This is a genomic window from Sphaerisporangium sp. NPDC049457 (genome assembly GCF_055586705.1).
The window spans coordinates 120497-142023 of sequence record NZ_JBVJHR010000003.1 but is presented as its reverse complement, the minus strand read 5'-3'; the positions used below and the strand labels follow the sequence as shown (position 1 = coordinate 142023).

25 protein-coding genes are annotated in these 21527 nt (G+C 69.8%); 8 read left to right on the top strand and 17 right to left on the bottom strand.

Annotation, left to right across the window (positions count from 1 at the left end; genetic code table 11):
* Positions 1–23: 23 nt before the first annotated feature.
* From ACZ6QO_RS06580 to ACZ6QO_RS06570, 3 genes are read right to left on the bottom strand one after another with little or no spacing between them, the layout of a single operon-like run.
* Positions 24–488, bottom strand: a complete 465-nt coding sequence (locus ACZ6QO_RS06580; RefSeq protein ID WP_465848314.1) for a hypothetical protein — start codon at positions 486–488, stop codon at positions 24–26.
* Positions 446–736: a hypothetical protein gene (locus ACZ6QO_RS06575; protein ID WP_465848312.1), complete on the bottom strand. Its 291-nt coding sequence runs from the start codon at positions 734–736 to the stop codon at positions 446–448. The genes ACZ6QO_RS06580 and ACZ6QO_RS06575 overlap by 43 nt, the downstream gene beginning before the upstream one ends.
* 19 nt (positions 737–755) lie before the next feature.
* On the bottom strand, positions 756–1949 hold the full coding sequence (locus ACZ6QO_RS06570; RefSeq protein ID WP_465848310.1) for an FAD-dependent oxidoreductase: 1194 nt from the start codon (positions 1947–1949) through the stop codon (positions 756–758).
* Between the two features lie 392 nt (positions 1950–2341).
* Between ACZ6QO_RS06570 and cmk the strand changes: the two genes are divergently transcribed.
* Together cmk and der are read left to right on the top strand one after the other, a co-directional pair.
* On the top strand, positions 2342–2977 hold the full coding sequence (cmk, locus tag ACZ6QO_RS06565; protein WP_465848656.1) for a (d)CMP kinase: 636 nt from the start codon (positions 2342–2344) through the stop codon (positions 2975–2977).
* Positions 2978–3039: 62 nt separating this feature from the next.
* Positions 3040–4500 carry a ribosome biogenesis GTPase Der gene (der, locus tag ACZ6QO_RS06560; RefSeq protein ID WP_465848309.1) on the top strand — a complete coding sequence of 487 codons (1461 nt, stop codon included), beginning with the start codon at positions 3040–3042 and terminating at the stop codon, positions 4498–4500.
* Between the two features lie 57 nt (positions 4501–4557).
* Here the strand turns inward: der and ACZ6QO_RS06555 are convergent, their stop codons facing one another.
* The 3 genes from ACZ6QO_RS06555 to ACZ6QO_RS06545 form a co-directional block, all read right to left on the bottom strand.
* A complete protein-coding gene (locus tag ACZ6QO_RS06555; RefSeq protein ID WP_465848307.1) occupies positions 4558–6162 on the bottom strand; it encodes an MFS transporter in 1605 nt (534 codons plus the stop codon).
* Between the two features lie 4 nt (positions 6163–6166).
* Positions 6167–7042, bottom strand: a complete 876-nt coding sequence (locus ACZ6QO_RS06550; protein ID WP_465848305.1) for an LppX_LprAFG lipoprotein — start codon at positions 7040–7042, stop codon at positions 6167–6169.
* A 70-nt stretch (positions 7043–7112) separates the two neighbouring features.
* Positions 7113–7610 (bottom strand): MarR family winged helix-turn-helix transcriptional regulator, encoded by a 498-nt coding sequence (locus ACZ6QO_RS06545; protein ID WP_465848303.1) that lies wholly within the window; start codon positions 7608–7610, stop codon positions 7113–7115.
* Between the two features lie 134 nt (positions 7611–7744).
* On the opposite strand from ACZ6QO_RS06545, the gene ACZ6QO_RS06540 reads away from it, so the two are divergent.
* Positions 7745–7978 carry a hypothetical protein gene (locus ACZ6QO_RS06540; protein ID WP_465848302.1) on the top strand — a complete coding sequence of 78 codons (234 nt, stop codon included), beginning with the start codon at positions 7745–7747 and terminating at the stop codon, positions 7976–7978.
* Here the strand turns inward: ACZ6QO_RS06540 and ACZ6QO_RS06535 are convergent.
* Together ACZ6QO_RS06535 and ACZ6QO_RS06530 are read right to left on the bottom strand one after the other, a co-directional pair.
* Positions 7898–8545 carry a 4'-phosphopantetheinyl transferase family protein gene (locus ACZ6QO_RS06535; protein ID WP_465848300.1) on the bottom strand — a complete coding sequence of 216 codons (648 nt, stop codon included), beginning with the start codon at positions 8543–8545 and terminating at the stop codon, positions 7898–7900. The two genes, ACZ6QO_RS06540 and ACZ6QO_RS06535, sit on opposite strands and share 81 nt — an antisense overlap.
* A 49-nt stretch (positions 8546–8594) precedes the next feature.
* On the bottom strand, positions 8595–9992 hold the full coding sequence (locus ACZ6QO_RS06530) for an aminopeptidase P family protein (protein WP_465848298.1): 1398 nt from the start codon (positions 9990–9992) through the stop codon (positions 8595–8597).
* Between the two features lie 158 nt (positions 9993–10150).
* Here ACZ6QO_RS06530 and ACZ6QO_RS06525 point away from each other — a divergent pair, with 158 nt between their 5' ends.
* Positions 10151–10579, top strand: a complete 429-nt coding sequence (locus tag ACZ6QO_RS06525) for a CBS domain-containing protein (RefSeq protein WP_465848655.1) — start codon at positions 10151–10153, stop codon at positions 10577–10579.
* Between the two features lie 138 nt (positions 10580–10717).
* Here ACZ6QO_RS06525 and ACZ6QO_RS06520 read toward each other — a convergent pair whose 3' ends face one another.
* Positions 10718–11998: an MFS transporter gene (locus ACZ6QO_RS06520; RefSeq protein ID WP_465848296.1), complete on the bottom strand. Its 1281-nt coding sequence runs from the start codon at positions 11996–11998 to the stop codon at positions 10718–10720.
* A complete protein-coding gene (locus ACZ6QO_RS06515; RefSeq protein WP_465848294.1) occupies positions 11979–12113 on the bottom strand; it encodes a hypothetical protein in 135 nt (44 codons plus the stop codon). Before ACZ6QO_RS06515 ends, ACZ6QO_RS06520 begins: the two co-directional genes overlap by 20 nt.
* Positions 12114–12152: 39 nt before the next feature.
* On the opposite strand from ACZ6QO_RS06515, the gene ACZ6QO_RS06510 reads away from it, so the two are divergent.
* Positions 12153–12770 (top strand): MarR family winged helix-turn-helix transcriptional regulator, encoded by a 618-nt coding sequence (locus tag ACZ6QO_RS06510; protein ID WP_465848292.1) that lies wholly within the window; start codon positions 12153–12155, stop codon positions 12768–12770.
* Between the two features lie 134 nt (positions 12771–12904).
* Here the strand turns inward: ACZ6QO_RS06510 and ACZ6QO_RS06505 are convergent, their stop codons facing one another.
* From ACZ6QO_RS06505 to ACZ6QO_RS06485, 5 genes are all read right to left on the bottom strand, one after another.
* Positions 12905–13342, bottom strand: a complete 438-nt coding sequence (locus tag ACZ6QO_RS06505) for a hypothetical protein (RefSeq protein ID WP_465848290.1) — start codon at positions 13340–13342, stop codon at positions 12905–12907.
* Positions 13343–13522: 180 nt separating this feature from the next.
* Positions 13523–16528 carry an AfsR/SARP family transcriptional regulator gene (locus ACZ6QO_RS06500; RefSeq protein WP_465848288.1) on the bottom strand — a complete coding sequence of 1002 codons (3006 nt, stop codon included), beginning with the start codon at positions 16526–16528 and terminating at the stop codon, positions 13523–13525.
* A gap of 135 nt (positions 16529–16663) precedes the next feature.
* Positions 16664–17077, bottom strand: a complete 414-nt coding sequence (locus ACZ6QO_RS06495) for a hypothetical protein (RefSeq protein ID WP_465848286.1) — start codon at positions 17075–17077, stop codon at positions 16664–16666.
* Complete coding sequence (locus ACZ6QO_RS06490; RefSeq protein ID WP_465848284.1) at positions 17074–17433, bottom strand: PadR family transcriptional regulator; 360 nt, start codon at positions 17431–17433, stop codon at positions 17074–17076. The genes ACZ6QO_RS06495 and ACZ6QO_RS06490 overlap by 4 nt, the downstream gene beginning before the upstream one ends.
* A 120-nt stretch (positions 17434–17553) precedes the next feature.
* The gene (locus ACZ6QO_RS06485) at positions 17554–17760 is read right to left on the bottom strand and encodes a DUF397 domain-containing protein (RefSeq protein WP_465848282.1); all 207 of its coding nucleotides are present in this window, start codon (positions 17758–17760) and stop codon (positions 17554–17556) included.
* A 34-nt stretch (positions 17761–17794) separates the two neighbouring features.
* On the opposite strand from ACZ6QO_RS06485, the gene ACZ6QO_RS06480 reads away from it, so the two are divergent.
* A complete protein-coding gene (locus tag ACZ6QO_RS06480) occupies positions 17795–17962 on the top strand; it encodes a hypothetical protein (RefSeq protein WP_465848280.1) in 168 nt (55 codons plus the stop codon).
* 172 nt (positions 17963–18134) lie between these two features.
* Here the strand turns inward: ACZ6QO_RS06480 and ACZ6QO_RS06475 are convergent, their stop codons facing one another.
* Positions 18135–18341 (bottom strand): DUF397 domain-containing protein, encoded by a 207-nt coding sequence (locus tag ACZ6QO_RS06475; protein WP_465848278.1) that lies wholly within the window; start codon positions 18339–18341, stop codon positions 18135–18137.
* Entirely contained in the window at positions 18332–19174 is an 843-nt protein-coding gene (locus ACZ6QO_RS06470; protein WP_465848276.1) for a helix-turn-helix domain-containing protein, read from the bottom strand. The genes ACZ6QO_RS06475 and ACZ6QO_RS06470 overlap by 10 nt, the downstream gene beginning before the upstream one ends.
* Before the next feature lie 316 nt (positions 19175–19490).
* Between ACZ6QO_RS06470 and ACZ6QO_RS06465 the strand changes: the two genes are divergently transcribed.
* Positions 19491–19934 carry an ATP-binding protein gene (locus ACZ6QO_RS06465; RefSeq protein WP_465848274.1) on the top strand — a complete coding sequence of 148 codons (444 nt, stop codon included), beginning with the start codon at positions 19491–19493 and terminating at the stop codon, positions 19932–19934.
* 150 nt (positions 19935–20084) lie between these two features.
* Positions 20085–21266 carry an AI-2E family transporter gene (locus tag ACZ6QO_RS06460; RefSeq protein ID WP_465848272.1) on the top strand — a complete coding sequence of 394 codons (1182 nt, stop codon included), beginning with the start codon at positions 20085–20087 and terminating at the stop codon, positions 21264–21266.
* Positions 21267–21527: the final 261 nt, after the last annotated feature.

Here is a 21527-nt window from a genome sequence, read left to right as displayed (position 1 = left end):
CCCGGCGACGCCGGGTCGCCCGCCTATGAAGGGAACAGGGTCTGGGAGCTCGTCATCGATGAGCGCCACAGTTCGTCCAGAGTGGAGAAGTGCTCCTCGGGAATGGTGCCCTCACCCTGCTTGGGTACCAGGGGAACCCTGCTGAGCATGGTCTTCGAGATGACGTGCTCCCCCCGCCAGTTCTGCAGGAAGATGACGCCGCAGTGCACGGTACGAAAGCCGTGCATCAACTCGGGGTAGACATGGATCACCGGTGGTTCGACCCCGTCCACGCGTGTCTGGATGATGATGAGCCGGGAGCCGCGCACGGCGGCTTCGAGTTTGTACCGATGAGTGAGTCCAGCCAGATCTTTGACGGAGATGACCGACACCAGCGAACCTACGCTGACGCTCCGGTCGAACTGGACGATGTCATGTCGCCAGACGTTGTTCTCGCCCAGGCCGGTTAAATGGTAGTGATACCAGCGCTGCCGGGGATATTCCAGCATCGACTCGCTGAGGTGAATTTGCTGTCGAGCGAGTCGGCGATGATCTCGCGGACGTTGGCGAGGAGATCTTCACCGGTCGCGCGAACCATCATCAGGCTTATGGTGGCGCCGATGATGCCCGCTCCGACCGAACTGAGCACTCCGCTGAACACATTGTCGAAGAGAGGATGCGGCTGACCGATTCCGGTGGACGTCGCGGCCGACACTATGCCGACCACGGTTATGCTGATGCCGAGGCCGGTGATCAACCAGAGAAGGCCGAGCGCCTTACGCTCTCTCCTTCTCGTCGACTCTGGCACTCTCGGCATGAGCTCCCTTCGGAGCGATCGACCTGAAGCGACGGGGAACCTCGCCGGCGTGATCGGTGGCGAGCATGGCCGCATAGTATCCAGAGATGATGCCGAATTTGAAGCCATGCCCCGAGCACGCACTCAGAATGATGACATCGGGCGAGGCGGTCGATCTGTCGATGATGAAGTCTTTGTTATCGGAGTTCGTGTAATGACAGACCCGCGTACCCAGAAGATCCATATTTGCGCCGAAGGTAAGGCGTGCCCGGATGCCCGACGTGGCTTCCGCTATGGCCCTGCGTCGCATATCCGGGTCGACGGGGGCGTCCGGGTCGGTGAGTTCGACCTGACTGTGCGACGCCGCCACGTGGGTGCCCGGGATCACGTTGGTGAAACCGTAGAACGGATGGTCGACGTCGATCCATGTGAGCGTGCGGCCGGGATCGCCGCCCGTGGGTGAGGTGAATATCATCTGGTACTGGCGGCTGACCGTGAGCGCGTGACCCGGCTCGGGGGCGAGCCGTTTGATCCAGGGTCCTGTGGCGATGATGGCGCGGTCGACGTCCACGGTGCCTTCCGGGGTTCGCAGCCGGAGGCCGCCGGAGGACCGCTCCGTCAGATCGAGGACCGGTGAGTTCTCGCGCAAAATGGCCCCGTGCCGGCGTGCCTCCGTCGCGAGCGCCTGCAGGGTGATCTCTGGACGCAGCAGGCCGGCCCGGGGTTCGTGGATCGCGGCCTCTCCTTCGCCGAGCCGCACGCCGAATCGCGCCCGGGACTCGCTCGCCTCGCACGTGGAATAGGCGATGTCCGCGTCCGTCAAAGACTTCTCGACGCGCTGGATGTTGCCGGCCGAGAGGGCGCCGCAGTAGAAACCGCCGACTCGCTCGATGAGCTGAATGCCGAGTCGCCGGCCGAGACGCTCCCAGCGTTCCGCCGTCTCCCGCATGAGTCGCGTGTAGAACGGATCTTCGTATCCGAAGCGGATTATCTTCGCATGCCCGGCGGAGCTGCCATCTGAATGACCGATCGAGGAACGGTCGAAACCGATCACCTCCGCGCCCGCTTCGGCCAGAGCCAGGCCGGCCGAAAGGCCGTTTACGCCAAGACCTATAATGGCGATTCTCGGCCGCTCCGGCATAGGTGGACGCAAGATTCGCCCGGTCTCCGTCATATCGGCAGGCTAGCACGCGTGCGGTTCCCGGCCGGAATGGATTCAGCGGCGAAACCGACAAATGACATCCTTTGCCGCAGGTGTGGCGCTCTGGCGGTGCATCATGTGTCTTATGGCTTATGCGGTATATGTGGCAACGAGTCGCCTGACCGGCCTTCGCGAATCGTGACATCGCCTTCGCGGCCGGGACGAGCGCGCCTTCCCGGCCGGGACGAGTGTCCGGCCGGTCCCAGGAGGGCCGTCGCCGGCCCCGTCGATGCGGCGGACGGCCGCGCGCGGGCGGGCGCGATATGCCTCCATCAGGTCCGCGGAGACCGCGGGACCCGGTAGTCTCGTCGAGTTGGGTGGGGTGAAATGTGGAAGGCGTGGGCGTGAGCGGTCTGGTCGTCGCGATGGACGGTCCTTCGGGGTCGGGCAAGTCGAGTGCGTCGCGCGGGGTCGCGCGGGCGCTCGGGGCGCGTTATCTCGACACCGGGGCGATGTACCGCGCGATCACCTGGTGGATGCTGGAGCACGGCGTCGACGTGGCCGACCCGGCCGCGGTCGCCGGGCGCGCCGACGAGCCGCGGCTCGTCATCGCCACCGATCCCGACGCCCCCGGCGTCACGGTGGACGGCCGTGACGTCTCCGCCGAGATCCGCACCCCCGAGGTCACCTCGGCGGTGTCCGCGGTCAGCGCCGTCCCCGTCGTCCGCGCCCGGCTGGTCGCCGAGCAGCGGGCCGTCATCGGCGACGGCGACATCGTGGTCGAAGGCCGCGACATCGGCACCGTCGTGGCGCCCGCCGCGCCGGTCAAGATCTACCTGACCGCGAGCCCCGAGGCCCGCGCCCGGCGCCGCAGCGCCGAGCTGACCGGCACCACGGTGGAGGCGCAGCGGGCCGAGATGGCCCGGCGTGACACCCTTGACTCGACCCGCAAGGCGGATCCGCTCGTGATGGCGGCCGACGCGGTCGAGGTGGACACCACGGAGCTCAACCTCGAAGAGGTCATCTCCGAAGTCCTCAGACTTGTGAAAGAGCGCACCTGACCCGCTGACGCCGCTGAGCGGGGCGCTTGACGCGCCGCGCCCGCCGGGCCGCCGCGAGAACGATGGGCCATGATGGAAACGGACGTGACGTGACGGGGGAGTACGACGACGAGGGCGGCTGGATCGAGGCCGATCTCGCGGAGCTCGCGGAATTCGAGGCAGACGGCACACCCGCCGAGGCCGAGCCGGACACCGGCCCGCTGCCGGTGGTCGCCGTCGTGGGCCGGCCGAACGTCGGCAAGTCCACGCTGGTCAACCGCATCATCGGCCGCCGCGAGGCGGTCGTCGAGGACGTGCCCGGCGTCACCCGCGACCGGGTGACCTACGAGGGCACCTGGCGGGGCCGCCGTTTCACACTGGTCGACACCGGCGGGTGGGATCCCGACGCCACCGGCATGGCCCTGCGCATCGCCGAGCAGGCGCAGATCGCGGTCGAGCTCGCCGATGTCATCTTGTTCGTGGTGGACGCCACGGTCGGGGTGACCGACGCCGACGAGGCCGTCGCCTCGGTGCTGCGCCGCTCGGGCAAGCCGATCGTGCTGGCCGCCAACAAGGTCGACGACCAGCGCATGGAGCTCGAGGCCACCGCGCTGTGGTCGCTCGGCCTCGGCGAGCCGCAACCGGTGTCGGCCCTGCACGGCCGATCCAGCGGCGACCTGCTGGACATCCTGCTGCAGGTCATGCCAGAGGCACCGCCGCAGCGGTTCGGCGCCGAGCGCGGCCCCCGCAGGGTGGCGCTGGTCGGCAAGCCGAACGTCGGCAAGTCCTCGCTGCTGAACAAGCTCGCCGGGGAAGAGCGGGTGCTCGTCGACCCGATGGCCGGCACCACCCGCGACCCGGTCGACGAGCTGATCGAGCTGGGCGGCAAGACCTGGCGTTTCGTCGACACCGCCGGCATCCGGCGCCGTGAGCGCGAGCTGCAGGGCGCCGACTTCTACGCCGGCATGCGCACCAAGGCCGCGCTTGAGCGGTCCGAGATCGCCGTGGTGCTCATCGACGCCTCCGAGGTGCTCACCGAGCAGGACCTGCGCATCATCAGCATGGTGATCGAGTCCGGCCGCTGCATGGTGGTCGCGTTCAACAAGTGGGACCTGGTCGACGAGGACCGCCGCTACTACCTTGAGCGCGAGATCGACCGCCAGCTCGTCCGCGTCCCGTGGGCGCTGCGGGTCAACATCTCCGCCATGACCGGCCGGCACGTCGAGCGGCTCGTCCCGGCGATCGAGCGGGCCCTTGAGTCCTGGAGCACCCGCGTGCCGACGGCCAGGCTCAACACCTTCCTGTCGGAGCTGGTGGCGGCGACCCCGCCGCCGGTGCGCAGCGGCAAGCAGCCCAAGATCCTGTTCGCCACCCAGGCGGCGACCGAGCCGCCGAAGTTCGTGCTGTTCACCTCGGGCTTCCTGGAGGAGACCTACCGCCGCTTCATCGAGCGGCGCATCCGCGAGGAGTTCGGCTTCGCCGGCTCCCCGGTGGAGGTCAACATGCGCATCCGTGACAAGCGCGGCGCCGCCAAGAAGAAGTGACCGCCTCCCCGGCAGCGGCGCACGCCGCCGCCGGGGGGATCATGACCCCTGGGCCGGTCACCGGCCGCCGCCGGGCTGTTCGTCCGGTGCTGGGGACGGCTGCCGCGGGGTGAGGACGGCCCGGCCGGGCAGGGCGAGGGCCACCAGGGCCGCGACGGCGCACAGCACCGCGGTCAGCAGGAAGATCTCGGTGTACTCGGTGTGCAGCGCCTGGCCGACCTTGGCGGTGTACTCGGCCAGCCGCCGGGCGTACTCCGCGCGCTCCACCCCGAAGGGCAGCGGCGTGTCCAGATCGGCGGTCAGCGACTGGAAGCGGTGGAACCCCCACGCCGACAGCGCGGCGACGCCGAGCAGCATGCCCATCATGCGCGTCACCACGACCGCCGCCGAGGCGACGCCGTGCCGGCCGGCCGGGGTGGCGCGCAGCACGGCCGAGGAGACCGGCGCGATCACCGCCCCGAGCCCCAGGCCCGCCACGGCCAGGTCGACGTCGACGCGCGGCGGGCCGAACGGGTACTCGGCGCCGGTCAGCGCGATCGGCCACCGCGAGATCAGGAAGTAGCCTGCGGCGGCGACCACGAGCCCGGCCACGGCGACCGGCCGGTCGCCGTACCGCCGGGCCAGCACGCCCCCGGCGAGCGCGGCGAGCGCGAGCGCGCCCAGGAACCGCGACAGCACCAGCGCGCCGCCGACGGTGTCCTCGCCGAGCAGCGTCTGGGCGGCCAGCTGCACGTCCACCAGGGTGACCAGCAGCGCGGCCCCGGTGAGGAAGCTCACCGTGAGCGAGGCCCAGAACGGGCGCCGCCGCACGCCGGCCATGTCGAGCATGCGCACCGGCGAGCGCAGCTCCCAGGCGACGAACCCGGCGACGGCCACCGCCCCGGCCGCGATCGTGGCCGGGCCCCAGGCGGGCAGGACGGTCTTGTCCGGTTCGGGGTTGTACAGCCCGGCCACGAGCAGGCCAAGGGCCAGGGCCAGCAGCGACCCGCCCACCACGTCGACGCGCGCCCGAGGGCCGGTGCGCGGCGCGGGGGGCGGCACCGTCCGGTGGACGGCCAGCGCCGCGATCAGGGCGAGCGGGATGTTGACCCAGAAGATGCCGCGCCACCCGGCCAGCGCGGCCACTCCCGCGCCGTACAGCGGGCCGAGGACGCTTCCCAGCTCCTGCGCGGCCCCCACGGCGCCGAGGGCGAGCGGGCGGGCGTGCTCGTCCCACAGGTCCCCGACGAGGGCCATCGTGATCGGGAGGAGCGCGCCGCCGGCGATGCCCTGGATCGTGCGGCCGGCCGTGAGCAGGGGGACGGAGGTGGCGAGCGCGGTGAGCGCGGAGCCCGCCGCGAAACCGGCCAGGCAGGCGTGGATGAGCGGACGGCGCCCGTACCGGTCGGACAGCTGGCCGAGCAGCGGCATGGCGGCGATGTAGCCGAGCAGGAAGCCGGTGACGATCGGCGTGGCCCGTTCGAGCCGGTTGACGGGCACGCCGACGTCGCGGGCGATGTCGATCAGGACGGTCACCACGACGTAGGCGTCCAGCGAGGCCAGCAGGACGGCCGTCCCCCCGACCCCCAGCGCCACCCGCCGGACCCCGGCTGCGGCCCGAGGGGCGGGGGCGGTGGTGTCCTGCGCGGGCAGGGGGGCCTGGGTGGGTTCGGGACGGGTCATGGGCTCACGGGGCCGGGGTGGCGATCGTCACCGGGACGTCGTAGTCGTCGAAGGTGACCAGCACCGTGCCGGTGTTGGCCCCCGTGCCGATCGGCAGGCTCGCCTTCAGCAGGCGGCCGGTGTCCTTGGCCACCCACACCAGCCCGTTGACCCCCTGGTTCACGCCGGGCACCAGGGTGATGATCACCTGCTGCGACAGGGCCACGGCCACGCGGTAGGCGTCCGCCCCGCCGACCTTCTCGGCGGCCTCGGTCTTCGGGTCGGTGGCGTCGGCCAGCAGCCGCGCCACCCCGGTGTCGGGGTTCAGGATCGCCGACGGGTCGTAGATGCCGGCCAGTTCCTTGCGGGTCATCGTCTGGTAGCCGCCGGTCGGGCCCTTGAAGTAGACGGTGTCGCCCGTCACGACGAAGTTCAGCTCCTGCAGGTTGCCCAGGACGTCGATCTGCAGGGTGCCCTTGGCGTCGCCCTCGCGCGTCAGTGAGCCGTCGGCGTTCTTGACCGGGACCGGCGGCTTGCCCTCGGTCGTGATCGTGAAGGCGACGCTCTTCACGTCCCGCATCGCCGCCGCGGCCTTGTCGAGCAGCTCGCGGCCCGCGGGCAGGGCGGCGCCGCCGCCCGGCGAGGACGTGCAGGCGACGACGAGCCACACCGCGACCAGGAGCAAGGCGAACAGCGGCCGCGCCCGCCTGAGCGGCGAACCCGCTCTGGACGCGCTCCGCGGGGGCGTACCCGCCGGCCGCGTCATCGCGGCAGGAGCGACGGCGTGACCGGCGGACACGCCGGCGTGCGGCCCTCGCGGGACGGCCGGGGCCGGCCGCGCGGCGGCGACGCCGAAGGGGACGGCACGGTGGGATCGGTAAGCGATCGACCTTTTCGACACAGCCGGATGCTAGCCACCGCCGCGCGGTCATCCGCGCGTTTCCGAGGTATCGGTTTGAGGTCGGACGGCGTCAGGCGCGTTCTTCGGCGCGCAGCCGGAGCAGGTGCTTGACCACCGGCGTGTAGGCGACCTCCAGCGCCTCGACGAGCTCGGGCGTCAGGCGGTCGATGAAGTGGTAGCGGACGTTGGCGACGTGCATGGGCGCCACGCGCTGCATCGTCTCCCAGCCCTGGGAGGTGAGCACCGCGAAGGTCCCCCGCCGGTCGTCCGGGCAGCTCTCTCTGCTGACGAGGGACGCTGCCTCCATGCGGGCGATCTGGTGGGACAGGCGGCTGCGAGACTGGATCGTCGCCTCGGCCAGGTCGCTCATGCGCATGCGATGGCCTGGACTCTCTGAAAGGTTCACCAGGATCTCGTAGTCGTTCAGCGACAGTCCGAACCCCTGAAGCTCGCGGTCGAGCCTGTGCTCGAGAAGCTTGTGCGCCGCGAGGTGCGCTCGCCACGCTCGTTGCTCGCCGCTGCTCAGCCAATTGGTGTCGAGGTCGTCGTCGGAGTCCGCCGTGCTCATGCATGTGAATCTATCTCTATCAGCGCGCTCTTGAAGCGGTTGACCTCGGTCGAATGCTGGGATCACTCCGGATTTGTCCAAGTTTCCGGCCATAACGAGGTATCCGCGCCCGGACAAGGGAGGTCTCCTGCATCGTGCTGGTGGTCGCCTTCCCGCTGGAGAACGTCTCGTTCCTCGACGAGATCGAGCGGCGGCTCAAGGAGCGCTTCCCGGGAGTCGGGCACGTCTTCCTCGATCCGACGCCGGGTGCGGACGCCCGCCGCCGCGCGGTGCGGCCGCCGGCGCGCTCAGGCGTCGATCCGGCGCAGCTCGGCCGGGTGGTCGGTGACGGCGGCGGCGAGGACGTCGCCGGAGGTCCACTCCAGTAGCCGGCGCCCCTCCCGCCCGGACGCGTCCAGCCGCGCACTGTGGCCGTCCATGTCCGACAGGTCGGTCACCGGAAAGGCGTCGAGCCTCAGCTCACCCCGCTTGACCAACGCCTCCTTGCGCACCCACTGGCGGATCACCAGCCGCTTGTCGTGGCCGAACAGGGCCTGCTCGGCGGGCGTCAGGGCGAACTCGACCAGGCCGTGGTCGACCTCGCCCCGCGGCACGTGCTCGGCGTCGACCCCCACCCGGCCCGCCCCCGCCGCGGCGACCACGTACCCGGCCGTGTGGGAGAGGCTGACGCCGAGCTCGGGCGCCTCGGCGATGGACGGGCGGCCGTGGCCGGGGCCGTGCTCGTCGCAGTACTGGATGAGCGTCAGCTCGTCGGCGGGCCGGCCCAGGCAGGCGGCGGCGCACTGCCGGACGAGCAGGTGGGCGGCCACGAAGTCGTCGCGGTCGCGATCGCGGACGAAGCGGAGCGCCCGCTCGCGCTCGATGTCGGTCAGCGTGCCGCTCACCGCGGCCAGCACGGTGTCCGTGCGACCGGCCATCACGATCGAATCGCGCACCCGCCCACCCTAACGGCACCCGCCGGATCGCGGTCGCGGCCGGTCGGGGTCACGGGAGGAGGCGGCCCATCCAGGCCTCGATCTCGTCGGGGTGGCGGGGCAGCGCCGAGGACATGAGGCGGGCGCCGTCCTCGGTGATCAGCAGGTCGTCCTCGATGCGCACGCCGATGCCGCGCAGCTCCGGCGGCAGGGTCAGGTCGTCCGGCTGGAGGTACAGGCCGGGCTCCACGGTGAGCACCTGACCGGCCTCCAGCACGCCGTCCAGGTAGACGGACGAGCGGGCCTTGGCGCAGTCGTGGACGTCCAGGCCCAGCATGTGCCCGCTGCTGCACAGGGTGTACCGGCGGTGCAGGTCTCCCTCGGCGGAGTCGAGCACCCCCCACTCGCGCAGCCCTTCGGCGATCACCCGCATCGCGGCGGCGTGGAAGTCGCGGAAGCGGGCGCCCGGCCGGAGAACGGCGATGGCCGCGGTCTGCGCCTCGTACACCAGCTCGTAGACCTGCCGCTGGATCGGGCTGAACCGGCCGGACAGCGGCAGGGTGCGGGTGACGTCGGCGGTGTACAGGTCGTCGGTCTCCACGCCGGCGTCCAGCAGCAGCAGCTCGTCACGGTTCAGGGCGCCGTCGTTGCGGATCCAGTGCAGCACGCAGGCGTGCGCGCCGGAGGCCACGATGCTGTCGTATCCGACCGCGTTGCCCTCCAGCCGGGCCCGCAGCCCGAAGACCCCTTCGACGTACCGCTCACCGCGGGGGTGGGCCAGGGCCTGCGGCAGCGCGCGCACCACGTCCTCGAAGCCGCGCCCCGTGGCGTCCACGGCGTGCTGGAGCTGGGCGACCTCCCAGTCGTCCTTGATCAGCCGCGTCTCGGACAGGAACGAGGTCAGTTCGGCGTCCCCGTCGTTCGGCGCCACCCGGGCGTCCACGGACGCGTCGACGCCGCGCAGCACCCTGGCGGGCCCGGCCAGGGCGTCGGGCAGGCGGTGGATCGGCGCGCACTCGACCTGGTACAGCGCCTCGGCCTCGGCGAGGGTCGGCCGGGCGCCGACCCAGAACTCGCCGTACCGGCGGTCGCGGTAGAACTCCTGCCCCGCCGCCCCCTCGGCGGAGCGCGGCGACCGGGGCCGGGTGAACAGCGTGGCGTCCCCGGACGGCGCGATGACCAGCACGTCGTCCGGCTCCTGCGCGCCGGTCAGATAGGCGAACGCGCTGTGCGCGCGGAAGCGGTGGTCGGAGTCGTTGCTGCGGACCTTCAGCGTCCCGGAGGGGATGACCAGCCGCTCGCCGGGGAAGCGCTGGGCGAGCGCGGCCCGGCGCTTGGCGGTGTAGGACGCCAGCGGGAGCGGCGCCAGGTCGTGCCTGCTCGTGTCGCCCCAGCCGCCGGTCATGAAGGCGGCCAAGGCGTCGGAGATCGGCAGGTCGTGGCTTCCGGTGTTCAGCTGATCGCTCATCTTGCGGCCCCGTGTAGAGAAGTGGTGTGTGGCATGGTACTCACGCCGTCCGAGGTTCGCGGAACGCCTTTAACCGGATGCGCGCTTAACGATGACGTCAAGTGGGGAAGCCAGAGTTACTCTCTCTGGCCTTCCCTTACCGTGACGAGGTGGTGTCGATGCTCATCAGCGCGATCCTGCGGAGCAAAGGAAGCACGGTGGCGACCGTGCGCCCGCAGGCCACGGTCACAGAGCTGCTGGCGACTCTCGCCGATCGGAACATCGGCGCGGTCGTGGTCTCGGAGGACGGTGAGACGATCGTCGGCATCGTCTCCGAGCGCGATGTGGTGCGCCGGCTCCACCAGCGCGGCGCCGGCGTCCTCGGCGAGCCGGTGTCGTCGATCATGACCACCCCGGTCCGCACCTGCGAGCCGGACGCCGACGTCGAAGACCTGCGCAAGACCATGACCGACCACCGCATCCGTCACCTGCCCGTCGTCAACCAGGGCCGCCTGGCGGGCATCGTCAGCATCGGCGACGTGGTCAAGAGCGCCATAGAGGAGCTCGAAGCCGAGAAGGCCCACCTGGTCGACTACCTGCACGGCTGACCCGTCAGGCCGGTGCCCGGCCTTCCAGGCACAGCCGTTCGCTGGACGGCCGTCGCCGCGCAGCGTACGTTCCGTATCCCGAGCCGTCGTGGTGCCGGACCGGCGGTGGCCGGAACAGATCGCACCAGCTTCCGGCCGTCAGATGACGGCCTCCTGAGGGGCCTTGTGAGGAGCGTCCTGCAGGGCGGTGACGGTGGCTTCGCGGGTGCCGACCACATGGGCCGGCAGCACCCGCTCGGCGTACAGCAAGATCGCCGCGCCGGTCAGCACCATCAGTGCCAGAACCGTCCACAGTTGCCACTGCCCGGCGTCGAGCAGGAATCCCAGCAGCAGCGGCGCCGTCGTGCGGCAGACCGACCAGGACAGCTGATAGGTCGACAGGTATCGTCCCCGCAGGTGATCGGGGGCGGCGTGGATCGACAGGCCCTGTGAGGGCGAGGAGTGGACGAGCTCGCCGATGGTGTACAGCACCGCGACCGCCACGACGGCGACGATGGCGTCGGCGCCGCTGACGAGCCGGGGAAGGGCCGCGAAGGCGGCGAAGGAGAGCGCGAAGATGACGGCGCCGAGCGCGGCCGCGCGTGTGCGCCTGCCGCGCATGGTCAGGCGGGCGATCGGGACGCCGAGCGCGGCGACCAGGGCGGTGTTGACCGCGAACACGGCCCCGGCCAGGGCGTCGGGCATGCCGACGTCGCGGGTGAGGAAGACCGGCAGGGCGATGGCCTGGGTGGTGTAACCGAAGGCGATCAGGAAGTTGGCGGCCGTGATGAACAGGTAGGGCCGGTCGGCGAGCACCTGCCGGTACCCCTCTGGTCTCCCCTCCGGCCGGCTGACGCCGCCGTGGACGGCCGAGATGCGGGCCACCAGCGCCGCGGCGATGAGGAAGACCACGGCCAGGGCCACCGCGGCGCCGATGAAGCCGGCGCTGCCGTTCAACGCCAGCATGCCCGCCGCCGCCAGGCTGCCGAATCCCATCCCGGCGTTGCGCAGGCTGCGGTCCCACGCCAGCAGCCGGTCACGCTCGGCGCCTTCGGCGATCTCACCGATGAGGGCGTGCTGACTCGGGGAAGAGGACCACATCCCGACCGCCACCACCAGGGCGATCGCCAGGAACGCGGGGTAGGAGCCGGCGAACGGGTACGCGGCGAAACCGGCCGCCCGCAGCACGAGCGCGGCGATGAGCACCCGCCGGCCGCCGAACCGGTCGATGAGGATGCCCGTGACCGGCATGAACGCCAGGGCGCAGAGCCCGGCCACGGTCAGGCCCGCGCCGATCGAGGTCAGCGACAGGCCGGTGAGCGAGTGGATGAACAGCATCGTCAGCGGCACGTAGATGCCGTCGCCGATCGAGCCGGCCAGGCTCGCGGCGATGAGCCGGCGGCGGGTGCGAGCGCCGGGTTCAGCCGAGGCCGAGTGCACCGCGTCCCCGCTTCAGCTCGGTGACGGCCCTGGAGGTGACCCAGGCGAAGGGGCAGGCCGGGCCGAAGTAGCGGACGACCGCCGCCGTGGCCGGGGGAGCAGCAATATCTTCCACGGAAGATATATATCATCCGTGGAAGATATGATGGAAGACATGCAGCCCGACGCCATCGCCGCCATCGTCGAACAGTGGAGAGGCGAGAGACCTGACCTCGACGCGACCCCGATGCTCGTCATCGGCCGGCTCTTCCGGCTCACCGGCGAACTGGACCAACGGCTGCGGCCGCCCTTCGCCGCCGCGGAGCTGGGAAACGGCGACTTCGACGTACTCGCGGCGCTTAGACGTTCAGGAGCGCCCTACGCCCTGTCCGCCGGCGAGCTCAGCCGCACCGTCCTGGTCACCACCGGCGCGATCACCAAGCGGGTCGACCGGCTCGAAGCCCGTGGCCTGGTCAGCAGATCCGTGGCAGAGACCGATTCGCGCGGGCGTCTCATCACCCTCACCCCCGAGGGCGTAGAACTGACCGACGAACTCATCGCCGTCCACCTGCACAACCAGCGCCGGCTCCTCGCCGGCCTCAGCGCTGACGAACAGACCCAGCTCGCCGACCTGCTCGAACGACTCACCTCGACACTGTCCGCAAACGACATCACAAACGCGGGCACCCCTGCGCCGCCCCATGAGCGGCCCACCCGAGCCACCTCCCGTCCGCCACAAACCGTCCAGAGCACACCCACCCCACCGCCCAACCGCACCACGTCCGTGCGATAACGGCCCCCGATGGGTTCTCCCTCCCGTCCGTCTGCTGGGGTTCGCTGATCGGCGCCGCCTTACGGCGGGGACCCGGCGCACCTCATATCCTGCATTGTCGACCAATTCGTGGAATAGCAGGTCACGAAGGCAATCTAAGCGCACGCCATGTTCATCCGGCAGGCGGAAAAGAAAAGCGACATGTACATGTGCAGATGTCCACAGAAGCCGCCGCTCTCGCATGGCTCTACGTCGACCGTCTGAATACCCCCGCGCGGTCCTTCCTGAGTGAAGTCGAATGACCTGCACTCATTGCTGACCGTACGAGTTTGCCTGTCGTAATAGACGTCGTTCGCCAGCCGGAAGGTGAACCGCGCCGTGGTGCTCGCGCCACCGGAGTAGTCGCACACCTCGCCCCGGATCCTGACCGATCGGTAATCGATCCACGTGATGGAGCCGGACGTGCTGCCAGAGATCCCCTCGATATTGAAGTAGCTCACGGAATCGGCGTGTGCCGGTGCCGTGATGAGCCCGATCGCCGCGAGTGCCGTGGCGATGGTGAGAGCGATCCCGGTCTTCAGGCTTTTCGCCATTCTCTCCTCCGTTCGATTCGATGACGAGTGATCATCCGGTGCTCGGGTGTTTCGACCGCGAGCATCGCGAACGGCGCGCCATGTGCGCTGACTGATCCGGCGTCCGCCCGTTCGAGGTGGTGCATTGACGATGCTGGCAAGCCGGTCTCGCCGGGAACTGACCGGGAACTGACCGGACGCTCACCCCGTGGCGGAGTGGTCCCTCTGCCGCAGCAGGGTCTCGGCCTGGAGCCGTGAGGCCGTCGCGGCATCGACATCGCCCATGTCCTGGTGAAGGGCCGCGAGATCCCGCAGCGAGCGCGCCTGCCATACGGGCGCCTGCAGGTCCTTGCACAGCGACAGGGCCTCGGTCAGGCAGGCGAGGGCGCGGTCGAAGTCGCCGCGGCGGCGATGGAGCCTGCCCAGGGTCATCAGAACGCGCACCCGGGGCACCTGCACCCCGATGTCCGCGGACAAGGTGAGGGCGCGGCTCAGCAGCGGCTCGGCTTCTGTCAGGCGGTCGTGCAGCAGCCGGATCAGCCCGAGTCCGTGCAGCGCGAGCACCAGCAGCCGGGGAGTGCGCGCCTGTTCGGCGTGCCGGCGTGCCTCGGCCAGGGCGTCCTCGGCGCGGTCGAGGTCACCGACCGCCAGCCGGGCCTCCCCGACGTAGTGCAGCGCCCTGGCACGTTGGTGCGGGCCGAACGCGGGGGCGGTGTGGGCCAGTTCGTAAGCCTGCTCCATGGTGGGCAGAGCCAGCTCCGGGCGGTCCTGGTAGAGGTGGAGCACGCCGATGTTGCCCAGCACGAGAAACTGGCCTCCCCGGTCCTGCGCTTCTCGCATGACGGCCAGAGCCTGCTCATACCGGGCCAGGGTGCCGTCGAAACGGCCCCGCATCTGATCGATCCAAGCGTCTGACACGTTCGCCAGGGCAAGACCGGCTCGGTTGCCGGTCCGCTCGAACAGCTTCATGGCCGTGGCCAGCTTCGCGCGGGCCCGTTCGTGGTCGCCCCGGTAGATGTCCAGCAGCCCCTCGTTCGCGCTCATCAGGGCCGCGCCTCGGTCGTCACCCGCTTGCAGCGCCGCGGCCAGAGCGACGGCGTGCGTCTGCCGCCACTCATCATGATGCGAGCGGGCCTCGAACAACGGCAGCGCCGAACCGGCCAGATCCCAGCACAGCTCGACGGCTCCGGTACGGGCCGCCTGCCCGACCGCGGCCACGATGTTGGACCGCTCGCTCTCGTACCAGCTCAGCGGGTCGGCCACCAGGTGCTCGACGCCCTCCTTCGCCCGCCACCGGGTGGCCTGTCCGTGCAGCGAGAGGTAGTCGCCACCCCACAGCGCGCCGTTGGCGTCCTCGGTCAGCGCCAGCCAGCCGCCCAGGGCGCGCAGCAGGGCGGCGTTTCGGTTCGCCGGCGTCTCTTCGGCTTCGGCGCGTTCCCGGGCGAACGCGCGTACCAGATCATGCGGGCGGTAGCGGATCTGCCCGCCCGGCTGAGACCGCACCGCTTCCAGTAACTGCGCGTCGGCCAGGCGTTCCAGTGATTCCTCGGCCTCGGTGAGCGGCCCGTCCAAGAGCGCGGCGGCGACCCAGGCGGCGACGTCGGGCGCCTCCAGCAGGCCGAGCAGCCGGAACAGGGTGCGCTCGGGCGCGCCGAGCGTACGGTAGCCCACGGCCAGGACGGCGCGTACCTCCATCGTCCCCAGGGCCAGGTGGTCGAGTGGGCGATGGGCACGGGCGAGCTGGTCGGCCAGGCGCGCCACGGTCCAGTGCGGGCGTGCCGCCAGCCGCGCCCCGGCGATCCGCAACGCCAGCGGCAGGCGGCCGCAGACTTCGATGAGCCGCCGCGCCGGTTCGGGCTCGGCCTCTATGCGGGCGCCGCCGATCAGACGTTCCAGCAGAGCGACGGCCTCCGGTGACGGCAGAACGGGTAATCGAATGCGGGTCATGCCGTACAGCCCTGCCAGATCAGACCGGCTGGTCAAGATGGCGGCACAGGAGGGCCCGGTGGGCAACAGGAGCCGGATCTGCCCGGCATCGGTGACGTTGTCCAGCACGACCAGCACCCGGCGGCCGGCCAGCCGCGCGCGCAGCAGCTCGGCCCGTTCCTGCGAGCCGTCAGGGATGGCATGTGGCTGCTCGCCCAGCACCCGCAGCCAGCGTCCCAGCACCTGGGCCACATCGGCGGGACGGCCGTCGGGCCCGTTCAAGTCCGCGAACAGCTGCCCGTCCGGGAACCGGCCGCGGAGCCGGTGCCCGGCCCGGACGGCCAGGGCGGTCTTGCCGACCCCTGGCATGCCGCAAATCGCCACCGTGGGCGTGAGGTCCTCATCGGCCGACAGCGCCGTGGTGATGAGCGCCAACTCCGCTTCGCGGCCGGTGAAGTCGGGCAGGTCGTACGGCAGCAGGCAGACGGGCGAGGACGACGGGCCGGGCACCGGAAGATCGTCGCCGAGCAGGGCCACGTGCGCACGACGCAGTCCCTGACCAGGGTCCACCCCGAGGTCGTCGGCCAGGCGGCGCCGGATTCGCTCATAGCGACGCAACCCTTCGGCGCGGCGGTCGGCATGCCCGAGCAGGGTGATCAGCTGGGTGTGGACGGTCTCGTCATACGGCAGCGCCTCGGCCAGGCGCTCCAGAGGTTCGACGGCCTCGGCGGCGCGTTCGCAGCGGACGGCGGCCTCCGCCAGATCCCGGGCGCCGTGGATTCTGGCCTGCTGCAGTTCCGCGACCGCGGGCAGCGCGTGGGGCCACTCCAGGTCCTCGGCCAGCACCGGCCCACGCCACAGATCCAGCGCGGCGAACAGCAGATCGGCCCTGCGGCTCGGATCCGGTTCCTCCCGCGCCTCGGCGACGGCGACACGGAAACGGGACGCGTCCACCTGCTCCGGCGCCACCTCGATCCGGTAGCCATCGCCGTCCCGCTCTATCCCGATGCCGCTCGGCCGTAACCACTCCCGCAGCCGGTACACCGCGCTGTGCAGCGCCGCCGGCTCGCATCCTGACGATCCCCAGACGAACTCGATCAACCGCGCCCGATCGACCAGGCGGCCCGGCGTGAGCAGCAGCGCGCCCAGCAGCCGACGCACCGCCGGCCGGGACACCGCACGTTCCTGGCCGTCCACCCACACCCGCAACGGGCCGAGCACCGCGAAGGCGGGCCTTGAACCTCCGTCACAGGCCACACCACCACCGAGTACCAGGTGCACCAGTGAAGCGTCAACGTGACTTACGTTGCCCAATAAGATCATCTGGCTCTGACCTGGGAGAAGAGGCCGAACCCCTCACATGGAAGCCTCCGGCCGGTGGGCCGGCCGGAGGTGGGAAGGCTTCCATCCCGGACGCTACTGCGGGATGTCACTCCCCGCCCACAAGTGGAAAGTGACCTCATAGCCCTCGTGCTTGACGATCGGGGGTGTCGCCAACCTACGGCGTATCCTCCATGCGTCGAACGCGTAGCGAGAGTTACGTGCGACAACGGTGATGACCCACAGCAGAACGAATGCCTTGACGGCCAGACGCCATGCTGACGCGCGACCGGCGAAGCCCAGCGCGGTCACCAGCTTGAACAGCTTGCCCGGCCGGGAATCGATGACGGAGACCAGTTCCTCGGCCCGGATCTCCGCTCGCGGTGACGTTCCGTACCGCAATTTCACCGACCAGACGACGAATCGCCTCGCCAGCCAAGGTGAGACGTCGCAGATCTCGTTCACCGCGAGGCCGAGGCCGACACCGACGATGATCTCCTGCGTGCTCACCGGTCACCGCCGGCGACCGGTCCTAAGTCGAGGCGGAGGAAGCCCAGTGCGGGCTTCGGCCGGAGCGCGGCGGGTCGCCGTTCCTGGAGTAGTGCGCGGATGACAGCGACGGCGTTCCCGGTGAGGGTGTAATAGCGGCGTCGCGGCCGGTTGACGTCGGGTTCGAGCTGTTCCCACTCTCCTTCGACCATCTGCGCGTCTTCGAGCCGGTCCAGGACGTTGTACACGGTGGGGCCAGAACGTTTGACCTGTTTGATGATCTCCCAGCCGTGTATTTTCACGTTCTCCTCGTACGCGCGTAACAGCACCTCCGCGACGTCCAGCGTCGGCTCGGTGATGCGCTGCAATCCCGCCATACCCTTATCTTACCTACTTCAGTTAAGGATGCGCGGTGGCTTCTGCAAGTCCTCGCATGGTCTTCTCAAACCACACGGACCGGCACCGAAGAGGAGTTCGGTGGGGGCGATCACAATAAGTCAGGGCAGGTCGGCGATCGTTCCTGCTTTGACACCCCCGATGAAGGATCGCCACTCGGGGGGGCCGAAAATCAGCTTGGGGCCATCCGGAATCTTGCTGTCGCGTACCACGACCACGCCGGGAAGGTTCTCGGCCACCTCGACGCACTGGCCGCCGTTACCGCCGGAGAAGGAAGACTTCCGCCACACAGCGGCGCTCAGATCCATTCCTGCCTCACTTCCTCGATCATTTTGGGGATACATGTTCGTCCGGCGGGCATCGTTGGCATCGGTGACGGGGGGCAAGAGCGCGATAGAGCAACTCGAAGCCGAAAAGGCCGCCTGGTCGATTACCTCCACGGCTGAGATCTCCACATTGAAGGATCTGGCCGTGTCCGCTGCAATGGTGCCTTCGGCGCTGCTTTTTTGAGGCGATCCTCATCCCGCCTATGACCCGCCGTCGCGCACGCTGCCGGGCATGCAGGGTGATCCCCGAGCGTGGGTTCGCTTGACGTGCGAGGCCCCGGTCATTGGCTGACCGGGGCTTCCAAACCGCACGGCCCGGCGTCAAGGAGCAGTTCAGTGGGTGCGATCTCGATGAGTCAGGACAGGTGGGTGATCGTTCCTGCTTTGACGCCCCCGATGAAGGAGCGCCACTCGGAGGGGCCGAGGAGCAGCTTGGGGCCATCTGGGATCTTGCTGTCGCGTACCGCGACCACGCCGGGCAGGTTGTCGGCGACCTCGACGCACTGGCCGCCAGTGCCGCCAGAGAATGACGACTTCCGCCACACCGCACGACTCAGGTCCATTCCCGCCTCACTTCTTCGATCAGTTTGAGGGACACGCGCTCAGGATAAGCCCAAAGACGTATCGCCTCATATCGGTTGCGGATCGTCGTCACCGTGCTGTGCTCAGTGGTGAACTGGCCTTCGGTCGAAGATTCCGCATGAATGGCGTGCGGCTGTCCGTCCTTGAGTTCAGCGATCATGAATGCGCCCAGTAGGCCGATAAGGCAGCGTGGGTCGACGACCTGAATGGAGATGTTGGGCTTCTTGGTGACCTCCAGCAGGTAGTCGAATTGCTCTCTCATCACCTCTGGCCCGCCGACCTGGCGGCGCAGCACACCCTCGTCGATGAGCGCCACGAACAGGGGAGGGTCATCGCGGTCGAGGATGCCCTGCCGTTGTGCGCGGGCCTCGATGCGTGATTCCACCTCCTCGGGCGAGATCTGGGGCTCCTGATGGAAGATGTGCCGGGCGTAGGACGGCGTCTGGAGGAGGCCGGGGACCAGCAGAGGGTCCCAGGACCACAGGACGCGGGCGGCCGGTTCGATCTTGTCGGCCCAGTCCATGAACCATGCCGGCCCGCTGGGGCGGGCGACGATGTGCTTGCGCAGGTCCGTGAAGAAGGTGCCGTCGCCCGAGCCGAAGAGACGGTCGAGCTTCTCGGCGTCGGACACCGACGGAGTGCGGGTGGCGGCCTCAAGGCGACTCACCTGGGTCTGGGTGCAGCCCAGCCGTGCGGCCACCGAGGCCTGGGACAGTTGCGCGGCCTCCCGAAGGCGGCGCATCTCGGCACCGAAACGCGCGCGGGGGGGGATTCCGGGCCGGGGAATGGCTCGACGCTCATCGCGTTCCTCCATAAAAGAGGTAAAAAGGGGCATCTTCTGGTTTGGAAATGATGCCGGACGGTGGTTTACCTAGGCCGGATCCTGTCATCGCAGGTCATCTTCCGGGATGCGGATTCGGCTTTGGATTCGCTGGTCGCGACGGCAATCTAAGCACACGCCTTCTTTGTTCGGCAGGACAAACGGAAAGCGATTCATCACCCGTCAACCAGCGAGGGGACCGGTTATGTCTGAATCGAACAGCGTTCCTTTCCTGTCGCAGTGGCCCGCGTCGAAGGTGTACGGACACCGGCCCGGTGGCGACAGGCGCGGTCACGCCGGTGGTGGCCGCGTGAGATCGGACGAGCAGGTTCTCCGGCACGGTGGTGAGGTGCCCGGTTCGGAGACGTGGAGCGGGGACTTTCCCGGCGGGATCGCGTCCGTGCCGGCGGCCCGTGCGTGGGTGCGGGGGTTGCTGGTCACGCGGGTCGCCGCTCCGGCGCTGGACGACGTCCTGCTCCTGCTGAGCGAGGTCGTGACCAACGCGGTGGCGCACTCGGCCTCCGGGAGCACGGCCGACGGGCGGGTGACCGTGCGCGTGGCCGTTTCCTCCCAGATGGTCCACGTGGAGGTGACCGACGCCGGATCGGCCACGAGCGCGCCGGTCGCGCGAGCGGTGGCGGCCGACAGCGAGGGCGGGCGGGGTCTGTGGCTGGTCAACATGATCGCGACCGCCTGGGGATCCCACCACGACGGCGAGGCGGGCAGGACGGTCTGGTTCCAGTCGGCGCTGTAGGCCAGTCGCGCCGGAGCCGCGGCCCCGATGGATCAGGATCGGCCGGGGCCCAGTGGACGATGACCATCGGGTGCGGCGACGGTCATCCGCAACGACAGTGATCTGCGCGGGCTTGAGTCCGTTTCGCTGGGCTTTGTCTAGGGTGTGTTTGTGCCTGCCACGCTGAATGCCACGAAGACGCGTACCGCGCTGCGAACCTCGGCGCGCATTTCCCTGGAGATGTTGCTCGTCGTACTGATGGCCGCGGTCGGCCTGTGGCTGCTGGGCCGGATGTGGTCCGTCCTCTGGCCGCTCGTGATCGCCCTGCTTCTCACCACCCTGACCTGGCCGCTGACCCGCTTCCTGCGCCGGCACGGCTGGCCCCCCGCCCTGGCCGCCTCGGCGGTGACCGTCCTGTTCCTCCTGGTCGCCGCCGGAACCGTGGTGCTGATCGCCGTACCGGTGGCGTCCCAGTCCGGCGAGCTGGCCGAGGGCGTGGGCCACGGCATCCAGCAGCTGCGCGACTGGGCCGCCGGGCCGCCGTTCAACATCGGGGAGGACCAGGTCAGCACCGCGCTCGACAGCGCGGTCAAGCGGATCCAGGCCAGTGTCGGCAGCATCGTCACCGCCACCCTCACCGGCGTGGGCACCGTGGTCAACGGCCTGGTCGCCACCGTCCTGGCGCTCTTCCTCATGTTCTTCTTCCTCAAGGACGGCCCGCGGTTCCTGCCCTGGCTGACCCGTCAGCTACCCGGCCGTCTCGCCACGGACGTGCCCATCGTCGCCGAACGGAGCTGGGACACCCTCGGCTCGTTCGTGCGCTCCCAGGCCTTCGTGGGCCTGCTCGACGCCGTGTTCATCGGTCTCGGCCTGTGGATCGTCGGCGTACCGCTGGTTCTTCCTCTGGCCGTCCTGACGTTCGTCTCGGCGTTCATCCCCATCGTCGGGGCACTGTTCGCCGGTTTCGTCGCGGTCCTCATCGCGCTGGTGTCCAACGGTCCGACGGACGCGCTGATCGTGCTCGCCATCATCGTCGCCGTGCAGCAGCTCGAAGGGAACGTGTTCCAGCCCATGGTGCAGAGCCGCGGTCTCGGCCTGCACGCGGCGGTGGTCCTGCTGGCGGTGACGCTCGGCGGCAACCTGGCGGGCATCGTGGGCAGCCTGCTCGCCGTACCGGTCGCCGCGCTGATCGCAGTGGTGTGGAACTACCTCCGCGAACAGCTCATCGAGCCGTCCCCAGAGCCGCAGACCGACACGCCGGAGACCGACGCCCCGGAGATCGACGCGCCCGAGACCGGCGCCCCCGAACCCGGCGCGCCGGAAACCGGCGCGCTGGGCGCGGGCGCTTCGTGAGCCGAGCACTCCGACGCTGTGACCGAGACGTCCACCTGGCGGCACCGCGCGTCGGCCGGGCCGTCGAACACCGACGTGAGGAAGAGCGTGCAGGCCGCCACGGCCAGACCTGCGCCGACGGCCAGGGCTGAGAAACCGTGACGCCGGAGAGACCGAGGGGCGGCCGGCGTCGCGGTCCTGAGGACCTGTGCCGCCGCGTGCCTGCCCTCCGCGCGGGCTCGCCGGTGACGGCGGACGGGCGCTTCGGCCCGGCGACGGTGG

Excerpts from the sequence above, each read along its gene's own strand:
- ACZ6QO_RS06475 (WP_465848278.1), bottom strand. The coding sequence starts at position 18,341 with ATGGACCTGAGTCGTGCGGTGTGGCGGAAGTCGTCATTCTCTGGCGGC.
- ACZ6QO_RS06510 (WP_465848292.1), top strand. The coding sequence starts at position 12,153 with ATGCAGCCCGACGCCATCGCCGCCATCGTCGAACAGTGGAGAGGCGAG.
- ACZ6QO_RS06530 (WP_465848298.1), bottom strand. The coding sequence starts at position 9,992 with ATGAGCGATCAGCTGAACACCGGAAGCCACGACCTGCCGATCTCCGAC.
- ACZ6QO_RS06555 (WP_465848307.1), bottom strand. The coding sequence starts at position 6,162 with ATGACCCGTCCCGAACCCACCCAGGCCCCCCTGCCCGCGCAGGACACC.
- cmk (WP_465848656.1), top strand. The coding sequence starts at position 2,342 with ATGGACGGTCCTTCGGGGTCGGGCAAGTCGAGTGCGTCGCGCGGGGTC.
- ACZ6QO_RS06505 (WP_465848290.1), bottom strand. The coding sequence starts at position 13,342 with ATGGCGAAAAGCCTGAAGACCGGGATCGCTCTCACCATCGCCACGGCA.
- ACZ6QO_RS06580 (WP_465848314.1), bottom strand. The coding sequence starts at position 488 with ATGCTGGAATATCCCCGGCAGCGCTGGTATCACTACCATTTAACCGGC.
- der (WP_465848309.1), top strand. The coding sequence starts at position 3,040 with ATGGGCCATGATGGAAACGGACGTGACGTGACGGGGGAGTACGACGAC.
- ACZ6QO_RS06570 (WP_465848310.1), bottom strand. The coding sequence starts at position 1,949 with ATGACGGAGACCGGGCGAATCTTGCGTCCACCTATGCCGGAGCGGCCG.
- ACZ6QO_RS06525 (WP_465848655.1), top strand. The coding sequence starts at position 10,151 with ATGCTCATCAGCGCGATCCTGCGGAGCAAAGGAAGCACGGTGGCGACC.
- ACZ6QO_RS06470 (WP_465848276.1), bottom strand. The coding sequence starts at position 19,174 with ATGGAGGAACGCGATGAGCGTCGAGCCATTCCCCGGCCCGGAATCCCC.
- ACZ6QO_RS06485 (WP_465848282.1), bottom strand. The coding sequence starts at position 17,760 with ATGGATCTGAGCGCCGCTGTGTGGCGGAAGTCTTCCTTCTCCGGCGGT.
- ACZ6QO_RS06480 (WP_465848280.1), top strand. The coding sequence starts at position 17,795 with ATGTTCGTCCGGCGGGCATCGTTGGCATCGGTGACGGGGGGCAAGAGC.
- ACZ6QO_RS06545 (WP_465848303.1), bottom strand. The coding sequence starts at position 7,610 with ATGAGCACGGCGGACTCCGACGACGACCTCGACACCAATTGGCTGAGC.
- ACZ6QO_RS06490 (WP_465848284.1), bottom strand. The coding sequence starts at position 17,433 with ATGGCGGGATTGCAGCGCATCACCGAGCCGACGCTGGACGTCGCGGAG.